The following is a 14000-nucleotide window of genomic DNA, read 5'->3' as shown; positions in this document are numbered from 1 at the left end:
GTCTCCCCCGAGTCAGGCGCGAGAATCGGCTGGCGCTCAAGCCTCGGCCTCGAGGTCGATCAGTCGGTAGCCCTGGCCGCGCAGCGTCTCGATCCGCGCGCGGCCGAACTTGCGCCGCAGGCGGCTGATCTGCACGTCGATGACGTTGGAGTCGGGCTCGTGGTCACGGTTGTAGACGTGTTCGGAGAGTTCGGCGCGACTGACGATGCGCGGCGAGGCGTGCATCAGATAAGAGAGCAGGCGCGACTCCTGGGCGGTCAAGGTGATCGGCCGCCCAGCCAGAGTCACGCTACCGGTATGAGTGTCCAGGGTCAGCTCGCCGACCCGCAGCACCGGGTGCGAATGGCCGTGACTGCGGCGCACCAGGGCGCGCAGGCGGAACAGGATCTCGGCGGTCTCGAACGGCTTGACCACGTAGTCGTCGGCGCCGGCGGAGAAGCCCGCGGCCTTGTCCGACCAGCGCTCGCGCGCGGTCAGCACCAGCACCGGCAGATCGATCTCGTCCTCGCGCCACTGCGACAGCCAGCGGGTGCCGTCCCCATCCGGCAGGCCGAGATCGAGAATCAGCGCGTCGTAGCGCTCGGTGCGCACCAGATAGTCGGCCTCGCTACCGGTGGTGGTCGACTCCATCAACAGGCCGGCCTCCTCCAGCGCCGCCACCAGCGCGTCGGCGAGCGCCGCGTCGTCCTCGACCAGCAGTACTTTCATACCTCGGCTCCCATTCCTCGACTAGGCACTGTCTGAAAAGTACTGTGCTCGCCCATGCGGCGTTAAAAATCGGCTGGAGCGCCAGCCCGGTCAAAAATGCTCATTTACAACCCGTAAACTCCGCGTTTTCGCCGATTTTTGCCTTGCCTGGCCTTCGCTCGTCGACTTTTCAAACAGCACCTAAAGTCCATCGACGCTACCGTCTCGACCCAGCCGCCTCGATATTCGAGGTCGGGCCGGCTCAAGGCGTCTTCTTCATGGCCTCGATATTAACGCCTTCGATGCTGAGTAGCTCGCCGGTCGTGGCATCGAACTCGAACTCCACCACCTGACCCTGGGGGCCGATCATCTCCACCTCGTACTCGATGCTGCCGTGGCCATGGTCCTGCTCCAGCTCGACCTCGAGGATCTGCCCTTCGAAACGCGCTTCGAGCCAATCCATGATCGCGGTCATCGGCACCAGATGGCCGGCCTTGACCTCCTGGTGGAGATCGTGCCAGCTCTGGTTCGCCGTGTCGGCATCGTCGTCCGCCGCCGACACGGGCACCAAGGCACCGCTGGCCAGGCACGGCAGAACGATCAGTAGAGCGATAACGTTGCGCGTTTTCATGCGCTCAGTCTGACCCATCGGCAATGAACCGGGAATGAACGCCCGCCGCGCTGGCGTGGGCCGGAGGCGATGAACCGCAGATGAACGGCACTGTCAGTCCCGGGCAAGGTCGGCCCGCGTATAACGAAGGAACAGGGCGTTCGCCACGCGGCGCCCGCTGCCGGATAGACAGGGAGAACTGACATGAAATATCGTCTCTGGATGCTGCCTGCTGTCGCCATGGGTTGCGGCCTGAGTACCGGCGCCATGGCCAACGATGGCACCCTTTCCTACGCTGAACTCGATGGCCTGCTCGGCAAGGCCGAACAGTACGGTTTCAGCCGCTACGAAAAACTCGACGTCGATCGCGACGACAATGTGCTGGAAGTCGAGGGCTGGCGCAACGATGGCTGGGAGCTGGATGTCTCGATGCAGCTCGACGACGCCAGTCTGACCCGCGAGAGCCAGCGCCGCTCCAGCGTGCCCGACTGGAGCCTCACCGGCGACCAGCTACGTCAGGCGCTGAGCCTGGCACAGGCCCGCGGGATGCAACGCTTCGACGAACTCGAGGTCGATAGTAATGGGCACGTCGAGATCGAAGGCTACGACGCCAACCAGCGCGATCTCGATCTCGACCTGCGCCGCGACGCCCTCACCGCCACCGGAGAGACCCGATGACCGATCATCGCCAACAGCAGCAAAACGCCGCCTGGCGCGCCGCGCAGCAGTGGCGCGAGCGGGTCGACAAGACACGCCCCGGCCAGGGCGCGAGCGGCCTGAGAATGCTCTTCACCTGGCTGATCTTCGGGATTGTGCTGTTCGTCGGCACCCTGCTGGGGCTGTTCTTCCTGCTCGTCGGCTGGGCCATGCTGCCCTTCCTGCGCCACCGCATGAAAAAGCGCGCCGAGCAGGTCCGCGCCTCTCGCGCCCAGTACGCCGGCGGTAGCGCCGACCACACCGAGCCCAGCGGTGAGCCCCGCAGCCAGCGTGTGCTGGAGGGCGAGTACGAGGTGCGCTCCGAGCGCTGAAAACGCCTTACTCCTGCCAGATTGCCCACATAGTCAGCTTGCCCACCTAGTCAGATTGCCCACATAGCCAGGCCGACCGCGCCGACGCCGTGAGTCTCACGGCGTCGGCACAGTCGCTCTACCGCCAGCGGCAGGCCGTGGGCGCCGCCACGCCCTTCTCCGCCCCGACAGCACGCCAGCGACTTCCGCTCCCTACCCCACGCCCCGAATCAAGACGAGCGTGCGTGGCGTGGCGAGACGCGATAGAGTTTTCTTAGACCTTGGTCGCACGGATGCTAACCAGCGCACCGTTACCCACAACAATAACGCCCAGGCTACCCCATGACCGCTACCCGACGGCTGCTGCAAGCGGCCAGAACGCTCCAGCGCGAGCAGCTCGCGGCGCTCTCCGCAACCGTTGCCGTGGTGACCGACATCAGCCGCTGCGTGCACGCCCTGCAGCGCGAGCGTGGCAGCTCGATCATCTACCTTGGTTCCGCGGGCAGCCGCTTCGGCGCGCAGCGCGATCAGCGCGTGGCCGACAGCGAACGTGCCCAGGCCACTCTGGAGCAGCGTCTGGCACCCTGGACCGCGCCGGACGCCGGCGGCGCTCTTCCGCCCGGCCTGGCCAACGTACGCCTGCTGCTGAGCGTCGCCGCGGTCTGGCAGGACCTGGATGGACTGCCCGATCTGCGCCAGCGCATCGCCACCCAGCAGCTCAGCGCCGACGACACCCTGCGCGCCTTCAACCAGTTGATCGGCCATCTACTGCAGGTGATCTTCGAGGCCGCCGACACCGCCAGCGACCCCGACATCATGCGCCGGCTGGTGAGCCTGTTTTTCATCCAGGGCAAGGAGCTGGCCGGCCAGGAGCGTGCCTGCGGCGCCCTCGGTTTCACCCTGGCACACTTCGACGCGCCCCATCGCGATACCCTGGAGACGCTGATCGGTAGCCAGCGCCGCTGCTTCGATACCTTCGCCGAGTTCACCAGCCCCGACAGCCTGGCCCGCTGGCAGCAGCTCCAGTCTGGCCCGCTCAATGACACCTTCGAAGCCCTGCGTGAGCTCGCCTGCAGCGGCAAGCCGCTAGCCCGACCCCTGCGAGAACCCGGGGAGCAGTGGGCGCCGTCGCCACCCAGCGCATCGACGCCATGCATGGGAGGAGACGCGCCTGCTCGACGCGCTGCGCGAGTGCTGCCGCCAGCGCCTGCAGCAGGCCGAGCGCCCCAACGCGGCGGAAGGCCCGGATGCCCTGCCCCAGGCGCTACTCTGGGCCAGCCCGGTGGCGCTGTTCGCGCAGCATCAGCAGGAGCACGCCGGTGCGCTGAGTCTCGACACCATCGAGTCGCGCTTCAACCGTTCGCTGGTCGAGCTGGTACAGGCCCAGAACGCGCGCCTGCAGCGCATTGGCGACGAGCTCGAGAGCACCCGCCAGGCGCTGCGCGAGCGGCGCGAGATCGAACGCGCCAAGGGTCTGCTGATGACCCATCAGCAGCTCTCGGAGGCGCAGGCCTACCGCTTGCTGCGCAAGACCGCCATGGATCAGAGCAAGCCGCTGATCGAGGTAGCGCGCACGTCATTCAAGTGGTCGAGATGTTCGAGCCGGACACGTGACCCGACGGCGGGCGGTCCCGCCCCCCTATCTTCCAGCGGCTCACGCGCTGGTGCATGCCCGCCCATCGCTGCACCAACATCTGGCGGCACAGCCGCCACGCCGCCCAGGAAAATCCGAGCCGTCGGCGTCAGCCAATTGATTTTGTTCGACTACCGCCATGTTGGCACCCGGCCTGCTTCGTCTCTCGTGGCGGGCCAACGGCGGTCCGCTCCCAGGCATCCCCTGGCGTGCTGACTCAAACAGGGTCGGCAACAGATCGGGCAACGGCGCCCATCGTCGGTTCATGCAGTGCATGAATCGATGATGGGCGCCGTTTTGCGTTATCCCCGCGATACTCGCGACGACTGCGGAGCACCTCCACTCATGGACATTCGACACAAAGCCAATCGGATTCGACTCTTCAGCTTCTCGACGCCCCCTATGCGGGCCTTCCATCTCCTGGTTCGCCTTTCACGTCTGCTTCTTCGGCTGGTTCGGCATCGCCCCGTTGATGGCGGTAGTGCGTGACGACCTGGGTCTGACCAAGACCCAGATCGGCAACACCATCATCGCCTCGGTGGCGATCACCGTGATCGTGCGGCTCGCCATCGGCCTGCTGTGCGAGCGTATCGGACCACGCAAGGCCTACACCTGGCTGCTCTGCCTGGGCTCGCTGCCGGTGATGTCGATCGGCCTGGCCGACAGCTTCGAGAGTTTTCTGCTCGCGCGCCTGGCGATCGGCGCGATCGGCGCCTCGTTCGTCATCACCCAGTACCACACCAGCGTGATGTTCGCGCCCAACGTGGTCGGCACCGCCAACGCCACCACCGCCGGCTGGGGCAATCTCGGCGGCGGCACCACCCAGATCCTGATGCCGCTGGTGTTCTCCGGCATCCTGATGCTGGGGGTCAGCGAAACGCTGGGCTGGCGCCTGGCCATGGTCGTGCCGGGTATCGTGCTCTTCTTGACCGGGCTGGCCTACTACCGCTTCACCCAGGATGCCCCCGACGGCAACTTCAGCGAACTGCGCGCACGCGGCGAGCTGCCCCCGGTGGATCGGGACAACGGTGCCGGCCAGAGCTTCATGGCGGCGATCAAGGACGTGCGCGTCTGGGCGCTGTTCGTGGTCTATGCGGCCTGCTTCGGGGTGGAGCTGACGATCAACAACATCGCCGCCATCTACTTCTTCGATCAGTTCGACCTCGACCTCGCCACCGCCGGGCTGATCGCCGGGCTATTCGGGCTGATGAACCTGTTCGCGCGTACCCTGGGCGGGCGTGTTCTCGGATCTGTTCGCCCGCGGTCAGCGGCCTCAAGGGGCGGGTACGTGGCTGTTCGTCGCCATGCTGTGCGAGGGTATCGCGCTGATGGGCTTCGCCCAGATGCAGACGCTCGCCGTGGCCATCGCCATCATGCTGATCTTCAGCCTGTTCGTGCAGATGGCCGAAGGCGCCACCTTCGGCGTGGTGCCCTTCGTCAACCCGCGCGCCCTGGGCGCGGTGGCCGGTATCGTCGGCGCCGGCGGCAATGCGGGCGCGGTCGCCGCGGGCTTCCTGTTCCGTAGCGAGGCGCTCACCTATCGAGGGGCTTTTCTATCTCGGCGTCACGGTGACCGTGATATCACTGGCGACCTGGGCGATCCGTTTCAGCCCCGCGGCGGAAGAGGAAGCCGGCGCGGCCTACCGCGAGGCCGATAGCCGTCGTGACTATCGATCCAACGCGACCCGCCCGACGCCCTGGCCACCCGCTGAGCGCTGGCGCCAGACCCCACAGCGCGGGCCGATCGGGCCCGCGCTGTGGGTATCGCTCTTTTCACCACGTCTATCATCACTACCATCGCCAGTCCCCCGGCCCGCGTAACGGGCCAGGTATCCAGCACGATTACTCGACGCTCGTCGGCATCACCGTCGGCGCTGCGGGCGAGGTGTGGGTCATCGCCACCACGCTGCCCACCACGATCAGACAGGGCGACGGTAGCGGCGACTCGGCCAGCCGTGCGGGCATGTCCGCCAGGGTGCCCACCAGCGCCTGCTGCTCGGGCAGCGAAGCGTGGCTGATCAGCATCATCGGCCAGTCATTGGGCAGGCCGGCACCGCGCAGGCCGTGGCAGATCGCCGCCACCTTGGACAACCCCATGTAGAACACCAGCGTCTCGTCGCGACGCGCCAGCGCGGCCCAGTCCGGCGTGCCCTGCTCCCGGCAGAGCTGGGCGGTGACGAAGCGCAACTGCTGGGCATGGGCGCGGTCGGTCAGCGGAATACCCATGGCCGCCACGGCCGCCGAGGCGGCGGTGAGCCCGGGGACGATCTCGACCTCGGCTCGGGTCGCGGCGAGTGCCGCCAGCTCCTCGCCCACGCGCCCGAAGACCCCCGGGTCGCCCCCTTTCAAGCGCACCACCCGTTTGCCCGCAGCGGCCAGTCTCGCCAGCAGCGCGCCGATCTCCGCCTGGGGCACGCTGTGGTGGCCGCGCGCCTTGCCCACGTAGTAGCGCTCGCAGCCCGCCGGCAACAGCGCCAGCACATCGTCGCCGACCAGGCGGTCGTAGACCACCGCCTCGGCCTCGGCGATCCGCCGGGCGGCGCGCAGGGTCAACAGGTCCGCGGCGCCAGGGCCAGCACCGACCAGGCTGACACGCCCTTGTGGGCAGGCGGCTGGGGTACCGATACCGGCGCCGGCATGATCGACACCGCGCACTGTCTCCGGCATCAGCCACTGGCGACCGCGCTGCCATAGCCGCGCCCAGCGGGCACCGAAACGAGAATCGTGGATACTGAGTTCAGGCATCGACATGGGCGCTCTCCTCTTCGATCAGCGCTTTCAATTCGGGTTGGCAGGAGCCGCACTGGGTGCCGCAGGCAAGCCGCGCTCCCAGCGCCTCCACGCTGGTATCGCCGGCGCGGATCGCGGCGACGATGCGCCGCTGGCCGACCTGATGGCAGCTACAGACGATGGCGCCGTCATCCTCGGCGCCGCTATCGCAGCCGGCCAGGACACGTCGGCGGTCATCGCCTTCGAGCCCGCGGGCGAAACGCTGCTCGAGCCAGTGCAGCGCGGGCAGCGACGCCGGCGGCCCGACCAGCAGCCACCAGCGCAGCCGGCCCGCTTCGATACCGCTGGCGCGCAGTCGCCCCCGGGCGTCGTCACGGCTCCACTGGGAGACCGCCACCGGCAGCTCGGCCGCCAGCCAGCCCAGCCAGTCGCGCCCGGCGCTTTCCGGGGCGCCGCCGAGCTGCCAGCGCAGCGCATTGGCAAGTGGAATGCGCGTCCAGTAGTCACAGCCGGGGCGCGGATCGATGCTCATCGCCAGATCGTCGGCGACGAGCAGCGTCGCCTCCCAGGCCACCGGCAGCGGCCGCAGCGCCACCGCCCCGTGCTTCGATTCGGGTTGCCCGGAGAGCGGGTCGACATGGGCCTGGATCAGCGCATTGACCTTGGCACGACCGCTGAAGGCCGCGTTCCAGTGCATCGGTGCGAACAGCTCGCCGCGGCGTTGCGCCTTGGCCAGGCGCGCGCGGGCCCGATAGCGCCCGCCGGGCGCCGCCAGTTCGACCAGTTGCTGATCCTGGATACCGGCGTCGGCGGCATTCCGCGGGTGGATCTCGACGAACGGCTCGGCGCGGTGATTCATCAAGCGGGGCGCGCGGGCCGTACGCGTCATGGTGTGCCACTGATCGCGGATGCGACCGGTGTTGAGACGCAAGGGATAGTGCGCCGCGAGCGCCTGTGCCGGGGCGCGGGGGCGCACCGGCAGTAGCCGCGCGCGACCGTCGGGCGTGGCGAAACGGCCATCCACGAACAGCCGCGGCGTGCCTGCCGGGGCGCTTGCGTTGACCGGCCACTGGATCGGCGCCAGGGCGTCATAGCCTTCGCGGTCGAGATCGGCCAGACTCGAGATATCGAAGACCCGCCAGGGGCTCCCGGCCTCTTCCGCGCCCGCAGCGCTATCGCCGTTCTCGAACCCCGAGAGCCGGGCATGCTCGGCGAAGATTTGCGCCGGATGGTGGTAGGCGAACGCTTCGGCGTAACCCAGGCGGGCGGCGACCTGGCTCAGCGCCCACCAGTCGTGGCGTGCCTCCCCCGGCGGCGGCAGCAGCCCACGCTGGCGCGAGATGCAGCGCTCCGAGTTGGTCACGGTGCCATCCTTCTCCGACCAGCCGGTGGCCGGCAGCACGATGTCTGCGACTTCCAGAATCTCGGCGTTGGCCAGGCAGTCGGAGACGATCACCAACGGACAGGCGGCCAGAATGCGCTTGATGTGGTCGGCCCGCGGCAGGCTGACCACCGGATTGGTGGCCATGATCCACAGCGCCTGGATCTCGCCGCGCTCGATCGCCTCGAACAGTGCCACCGCCTTCAACCCCGGCCCTTCGGGCAGGCTCGGCGTCAGCCCCGGCGTGCGCGCCAGAAACGGGTCACCCGGTCGATCGCCCCTGGCGAGTCGTAATCCATATGCGCCGCCAACTGATTGGCCAGACCGCCGACCTCGCGCCCACCCATGGCATTGGGCTGGCCGGTGATCGAGAACGGCCCGGCACCGGGCAGGCCCAGTTTGCCGCCGGCCAGATGGCAGTTGATGATCGCCTGGCACTTGTCGCTGCCGCTGCTCGACTGGTTGATGCCCTGGGAGTAGAGCGTGACCACGTGCAGTTGGTTGGCGAACCAGTAGTAGAAGGTCTCCAGGCGCTCAGGGTCGATATCGCAGTCGGCAGCGATGGCCGCTAGCGAGACATCGTCCTCCCGCGCCGCGGACAGGGTCTGTTCGAACCCCTGGGTGTGGCGCTCCAGATAGGGGCGGTCGACCCGCCCGTTGGCCGCCATCCAGGCCAGCAGGCCAGTGAACAGCCGCGCGTCGCTACCGGGGGCGATCCCCAGATAGAGATCGGCGATCTCGCAGCTGTCGGTGACCCGCGGGTCGATCACCACCACCCGCAGCAGCGGATTGCGCTGCTTGGCCGCCTTCAGCCGTTGGTAGAGCACCGGATGATTCCAGGCCGGGTTGGCGCCCACCAGCACCACCAGCTCGGCACACTCCAGATCGGCGTAGCAGCAGGGCACGGCGTCGGCCCCGAAGGCGCGCTTGTAAGCGCTCACCGCCGAGGCCATGCACAGCCGCGAGTTGGTATCCACGTGGGGGGTGCCCAGAAAGCCCTTGAACAGCTTGTTGGCGACGTAGTAATCCTCGGTCAACAGCTGGCCGGAGAGATAGGCCGCGACCGACTGCTGGCCATGCTCGCGCTGGGTCGCCGCCAGCCGCTCGGCCAGGGTATCGAGCGCGCAGTCCCAGTCGACCCGCTGGCCGTCCACCTGGGGATAGAGCAGCCGCCCTTCATGGCCCAGCGTCTCGTGCAGCGCACTCCCCTTGACGCACAGCCGCCCACCATTGGCCGGATGGCTGCGCGTTCCCGCCACCGCTGAGGGCTTGCCGTCGCTAAAGGTGATATCGACACCACAGCCGACGCCGCAATAAGGGCAAGTCGTGGTGCCCTTAGAAGGCGGGCAGGTTGTGGTGCCCTCATCCATCACGTCGCCGGCGCCCGCGGCTCGGGGCGTGGCTGGCGAGGTGGGTTGAGATGCAGATCGAGATAGTGGCATGGACTCCTCCCTCGATGCGCCAACAGCCGTGATCGGCGGTACCTGCGCTGCTCGGAACGTCTGCGCCAGGGCTGGTGGTCACAAAAGTGGTCACAAAAGTGGGCACAAAAAAAGGCCCGACCCCAAGCCGTAGCTGGTGTCGGGCCCCGTTGCCCGTACCGCGCGCCCTGCCTCGAGCCCACGGATACTGTGTCATGGTCGTGCGGCCCTCATTGGCCGCCTGTCAGTCGCGTTGGTGCCCGCTGCAGCGGGCGTCAACGCCACTCCCCGTTGACGGCGCAATAACCGCGCCTTTTCGATGTTTCTGCCTGTTTATCAATAAGCTGCCTCGCGCGACAAGGCCAGATCAGCGTGCTCGGCACAATCTGGCGCACGCCGATGCCAGCCAATGGTGCAGTTAACGCGGTCGCTGCACCGTCAAGGCTCAGGCTCGCTCATCGACACCCGCCGCCGCTTTCTCCCATCCGGTATCAACCCACTGAATCGGCGGTGATATCGACTTGCTGGCATGCGCTTCGCTTGGATCAACACAGCAGCGGCCAACGGCGGTCGCACTGCGTTTTAATCAATTCATATTCAGGCAAAGGCGCCTGATGCCGCGAAGCTCTTCCTTCGCGTCATCAGGCGCCTTTTTGCGTTGTATGGGGCATGCCCGCCGCCAAGGGAGGACGAGATGAGAGAGACCGTACAGCCTGCCGAGCCCCCAAACAAAGGCCCCCGGCGCTGGATCATCGTCGGCAACGGCATGGCCGGACATCGCCTGCTCAATACGCTGCGCGCGCGATGCCGCCTCGATGTCCAGATCACCCTGATCGGTGAAGAGCATGCCGCCGCCTACAACCGGGTGCTGCTGTCACCCTGGCTGGCCGGAGAGATCGCGCGGCCTGCACTGGCGCTGGAGATCGCCGAGACGCGTGGCAACGTCAGCGTCAGCGAGCGCCTGGGCCAGCGCGTCACGGCCATCGACCGCACCGCCCGCGAGGTCACGCTGGAGACGGGCGAGCGTCTTGCCTATGACCGCCTGATCCTGGCCACCGGCTCGCGCTCTGCGATGCCGCAGTCCCGGGCATCGAACTGGGCAACGTCGGCACCTTCCGCAATCTCGACGATGCCGACTGGCTCGCTGCCCAGCCCCCGGGGCGACAGGCCATCGTGGTCGGCGGTGGCTTGCTCGGCCTGGAAGCCGCCGAGGGGCTGGCGCCGGCGGCTCGAGGTGACCCTGCTGCAGCGCAGCGAGCGGCTGATGAACCGGCAGCTGGACCGCACCGCCGCGACTGGCTGGCGCAGACCCTGGCCCGGCGGGGCTGACGCTCAGACCGGCGCCACCCTCGCCGCTGTGACGGCGACGCCGCGGGTAACGTCTGCGCGGTGACCCTCGCTGACGGCCGCCGGCTGGCCGCCGACTGCGTGGTCATCGCCGCCGGCATCGAGGCCCACAGCGAGCTGGGCAGACGCGCCGGCCTCGACGTCGCTCGCGGCATTCGCGTCGACGCCCACCTGACCACTAGCGACCCACAATCCATGCGCTGGAGAGTCTGAATTCGAGGGCGACACCGTGGGGCTGGTCGAGCCCATCTGGCAGCAGTCGAGGTGCTTGCCGCGCATCTGTGCGCCGACGCTCCGGGCCAGGCCACCACACCCGGCTATGTGCGTCGCGACTGCGCCACCCGGCTCAAGGTCGCCGGGGTCTCGCTCTACGCCTTCGGCCCGGCCGAGGCCGAGGACGCCGCCACTGAGGTGCTCACCTATGCCGATGCCGAGCACGGCGACTACCGCCGGCTGCTGCTGCGCGACTCGCGTCTGATCGGGGCCCTGCTCTACGGCGACACCGCCGCCGGCCCGGCGCTCTTCGCCCTGGCCCAGGCGGCCACGCCCCTGCCCCCCTGTCGCGAAGCGCTGCTGTTTCGGCCCCCGCGACATCGAACGTCATCTGGCCACAGAGGCCCAACCGACCCAGGAGGAAGCGGCATGACCGCGACGCTACCACTCCGGCAGCCGATACCCCCGGCACGCCTGATCGTGATCGGCAACGCATGGTCGGCCACTACTGCCTCGAGCAGCTGGTCGCCCGTGATCTCCACCAGCGCTATACGATCACCGTGTTCGGCGAGGAGCGCCACCGCGCCTACGACCGGGTGCACCTCTCCGACTACTTCGGCGGCAGCGACGCCGAGGCCCTGCACTCGGCGACGCCGACTTCTGCGCCCGCCACGGCATCGAGCTGCGGCTGGGCGAGTGCATCAGCGCGATCGACCGCGAGAGCCGCGAGGTGGTCAGCGCCGCCGGCCGCTCCCCTTCGACCGCCTGATCCTGGCCACCGGCTCCTACCCCTTCGTGCCGCCGATTCCGACCCCGGCGGAGGACGCCAGCGGCCACGCCCGCTGGTCTACCGCACCCTCGATGACCTCGACCAGATTCGCGCCGCGGCGGCGTCAGTGGCACAGCGTGAAGCCCCCGCGGGGTGGGGGGTCGGCGGCGGGCGCTGGGGGCTGGAGGCGGCCAACGCGCTCAAGTCGCTGGGGTTGGAGGCCCATGTGGTCGAGTTCGCGCCACGCCTGATGCCGGTGCAGCTCGATGCCGAGGGCGGTCAGGCGCTGCGGGCGCGTATCGAAGCGCTCGGCGTGGGTGTGCATGTGGATCGCGCCACCCGCGAGGATCGTGGCCGGCGAGGATCACCGCTATCGCATGAACTTCACCGACGGCACCTGGCTGGAGACCGATCTGATCGTGTTCTCCGCCGGTATCCGCCCGCAGGACCGGCTGGCGCGGGAGTGCGGCCTGGCGGTCGGCGAACGCGGCGGGGTCGTCATCGACGACACCTGCGTCACCTCCGACCCGGCGATCTTCGCCATCGGCGAGTGCGCGCTGTGGAACGGCCGGATCTTCGGCCTGGTCGCCCCCGGCTACACCATGGCGCGCACCATTGCCGGCTGTCTCGACGATGTCTGCGAACCCTTCAGCGGCGCCGACATGTCGACCAAGCTCAAGCTGCTCGGCGTTGACGTGGGTTCGATCGGCGACGCCCACGCCACCACCGAGGGGGCAGTGAGCTAGCGCTTCATCGATGAAGCAGGCCACGGCTACCGCCGCCTGGTGGTCTCCGCCGACGGCAAGCGCGCCCTCGGCGCGGTGCTGGTGGGCGACAACGGCTACTACGACACGCTGCTGCAGTACTGCAGAATGCCATTCCCCTCCCCGCCGACCCCGCCAGTCTGATCCTGCCCCAGGGCGAGGGTGCACCGCTGCTGGGGGCCGATGCGCTGCCCGAGAGCGCCGCTATCTGCTCGTGCCACAACGTGACCAAGGGCGCGGTGTGCCAGGCGGTGGCCCAGGGCTGCACCGATCTCGCCTCGCTCAAGGCCGAGACCAAAGCGAGCACCGGCTGCGGCGGCTGCACCGCCCTGCTCAAGCAGGTCTTCGAACATGAGCTCGAAAGTCGCGGCATCGCCGTCGACAAGAGCTTGTGCGAGCATTTCGCCTTCACCCGTCAGGCGCTCTACGACCTGGTACGCGTCGAGGGCATCGAGAGCTTCGAGGCGCTGCATGCGCGCCACGGCAAGGGGCATCTGGGCTGCGACATCTGCAAGCCGGCGGTGGCCTCGATCCTGGCCTCGTGCTGGAATGCGCCGATCGCCGAGCCGTCGTTGATTCCGCTGCAGGACACCAACGACACCTTCATGGCCAACATGCAGAAGAACGGCACCTACTCGGTGGTGCCGCGCATCCCCGGCGGCGAGATCACCCCGGACAAGCTGATCGCGATCGGCGCGGTGGCCAAGAAGTATGCGCTCTACACCAAGATCACCGGCGGCCAGCGCATCGACCTGTTCGGCGCCCAGCTCCACGAACTGCCGGAGATCTGGCGCGAGCTGATCGAAGCCGGCTTCGAGACCGGCCACGCCTACGGCAAGTCGACGCGCACGGTGAAATCCTGCGTCGGCAGTACCTGGTGCCGCTACGGCGTGCAGGACAGTGTCGCCATGGCACTGACCATCGAGAATCGCTACAAGGGCCTACGCTCGCCGCACAAGCTCAAGTTCGCCGTCTCCGGCTGCACCCGCGAGTGTGCCGAGGCGCAGAGCAAGGACGTCGGGGTGATCGCCACCGAGCACGGCTGGAACCTCTATGTCTGCGGCAACGGCGGCATGCGCCCGCGTCACGCCGAGCTGTTCGCCACCGATCTCGACGACGCCACGCTGCTGCGCACCATCGACCGCTTCCTGATGTTCTACATCCGCACCGCGGACAAGCTGCAGCGCACCTCGGTATGGCGCGAGAACCTCGACGGCGGTCTCGACTATCTCAAGCAGGTGATCCTGGAAGACAGCCTCGGCCTGGGCGCCGAGCTGGAGGCGCAGATGCAGCAGGTGGTCGACCGCTACGAGTGCGAGTGGGCCGGCGCACTCAAGGACCCGGAGAAGCTCAAGCGCTTCCGTACCTTCGTCAACGACCAACGCCCCGACCCCGATATCGTCAGCGTGAGCGAACGTGATCAGCCACGTCCGGCGCG

General features: G+C 68.0%; 8 protein-coding genes and 5 pseudogenes. 9 read left to right on the top strand and 4 right to left on the bottom strand.

Annotated features, from left to right (window positions below; translation table 11 throughout):
• Positions 1-36: 36 nt before the first annotated feature.
• On the bottom strand, positions 37-708 hold the full coding sequence (locus tag CN538_RS12585; protein ID WP_106419650.1) for a winged helix-turn-helix domain-containing protein: 672 nt from the start codon (positions 706-708) through the stop codon (positions 37-39).
• A 241-nt stretch (positions 709-949) separates the two neighbouring features.
• Positions 950-1318 (bottom strand): PepSY domain-containing protein, encoded by a 369-nt coding sequence (locus CN538_RS12580; protein WP_106419649.1) that lies wholly within the window; start codon positions 1316-1318, stop codon positions 950-952.
• Positions 1319-1501: 183 nt separating this feature from the next.
• Here CN538_RS12580 and CN538_RS12575 point away from each other — a divergent pair, with 183 nt between their 5' ends.
• The 5 genes and pseudogenes from CN538_RS12575 to CN538_RS12555 all read left to right on the top strand — a co-directional run.
• On the top strand, positions 1502-1975 hold the full coding sequence (locus CN538_RS12575) for a hypothetical protein (protein WP_106419648.1): 474 nt from the start codon (positions 1502-1504) through the stop codon (positions 1973-1975).
• Positions 1972-2325, top strand: a complete 354-nt coding sequence (locus CN538_RS12570; protein ID WP_106419647.1) for a hypothetical protein — start codon at positions 1972-1974, stop codon at positions 2323-2325. Before CN538_RS12575 ends, CN538_RS12570 begins: the two co-directional genes overlap by 4 nt.
• 321 nt (positions 2326-2646) lie before the next feature.
• A pseudogene (locus CN538_RS23015) lies at positions 2647-3369 on the top strand (nitrate- and nitrite sensing domain-containing protein); the annotation flags it as partial.
• A gap of 415 nt (positions 3370-3784) precedes the next feature.
• Positions 3785-4153 (top strand): ANTAR domain-containing protein, encoded by a 369-nt coding sequence (locus CN538_RS23010; RefSeq protein ID WP_242495074.1) that lies wholly within the window; start codon positions 3785-3787, stop codon positions 4151-4153.
• 129 nt (positions 4154-4282) lie between these two features.
• A pseudogene (locus tag CN538_RS12555) lies at positions 4283-5590 on the top strand (MFS transporter); the annotation flags it as partial.
• Positions 5591-5779: 189 nt separating this feature from the next.
• Here the strand turns inward: CN538_RS12555 and cobA are convergent.
• Positions 5780-6604 (bottom strand): uroporphyrinogen-III C-methyltransferase, encoded by an 825-nt coding sequence (cobA, locus tag CN538_RS12550; RefSeq protein WP_106420641.1) that lies wholly within the window; start codon positions 6602-6604, stop codon positions 5780-5782.
• Between the two features lie 70 nt (positions 6605-6674).
• Positions 6675-9418: pseudogene (locus tag CN538_RS12545) on the bottom strand (nitrate reductase).
• Positions 9419-10163: 745 nt separating this feature from the next.
• On the opposite strand from CN538_RS12545, the gene CN538_RS12540 reads away from it, so the two are divergent.
• The 4 genes and pseudogenes from CN538_RS12540 to nirB form a co-directional block, all read left to right on the top strand.
• Complete coding sequence (locus CN538_RS12540; protein WP_106419645.1) at positions 10164-10862, top strand: FAD-dependent oxidoreductase; 699 nt, start codon at positions 10164-10166, stop codon at positions 10860-10862.
• Positions 10859-11029, top strand: a complete 171-nt coding sequence (locus CN538_RS19965; RefSeq protein ID WP_129591363.1) for an FAD-dependent oxidoreductase — start codon at positions 10859-10861, stop codon at positions 11027-11029. The genes CN538_RS12540 and CN538_RS19965 overlap by 4 nt, the downstream gene beginning before the upstream one ends.
• A gap of 51 nt (positions 11030-11080) precedes the next feature.
• A pseudogene (locus CN538_RS23005) lies at positions 11081-11275 on the top strand (NAD(P)/FAD-dependent oxidoreductase); the annotation flags it as partial.
• Between the two features lie 183 nt (positions 11276-11458).
• Positions 11459-13998 (top strand): annotated as a pseudogene (gene nirB / locus CN538_RS12530) (nitrite reductase large subunit NirB); the annotation flags it as partial.
• Between the last annotated feature and the right edge of the window lie 2 nt (positions 13999-14000).

The sequence above is a fragment of the Salinicola tamaricis genome, from assembly GCF_003006155.1.
GTDB classification, from domain to species: Bacteria; Pseudomonadota; Gammaproteobacteria; order Pseudomonadales; family Halomonadaceae; genus Salinicola; species Salinicola tamaricis.
Note: the sequence above shows the minus strand (reverse complement) of the source record. Positions and strands in the feature narration are given on the sequence as shown.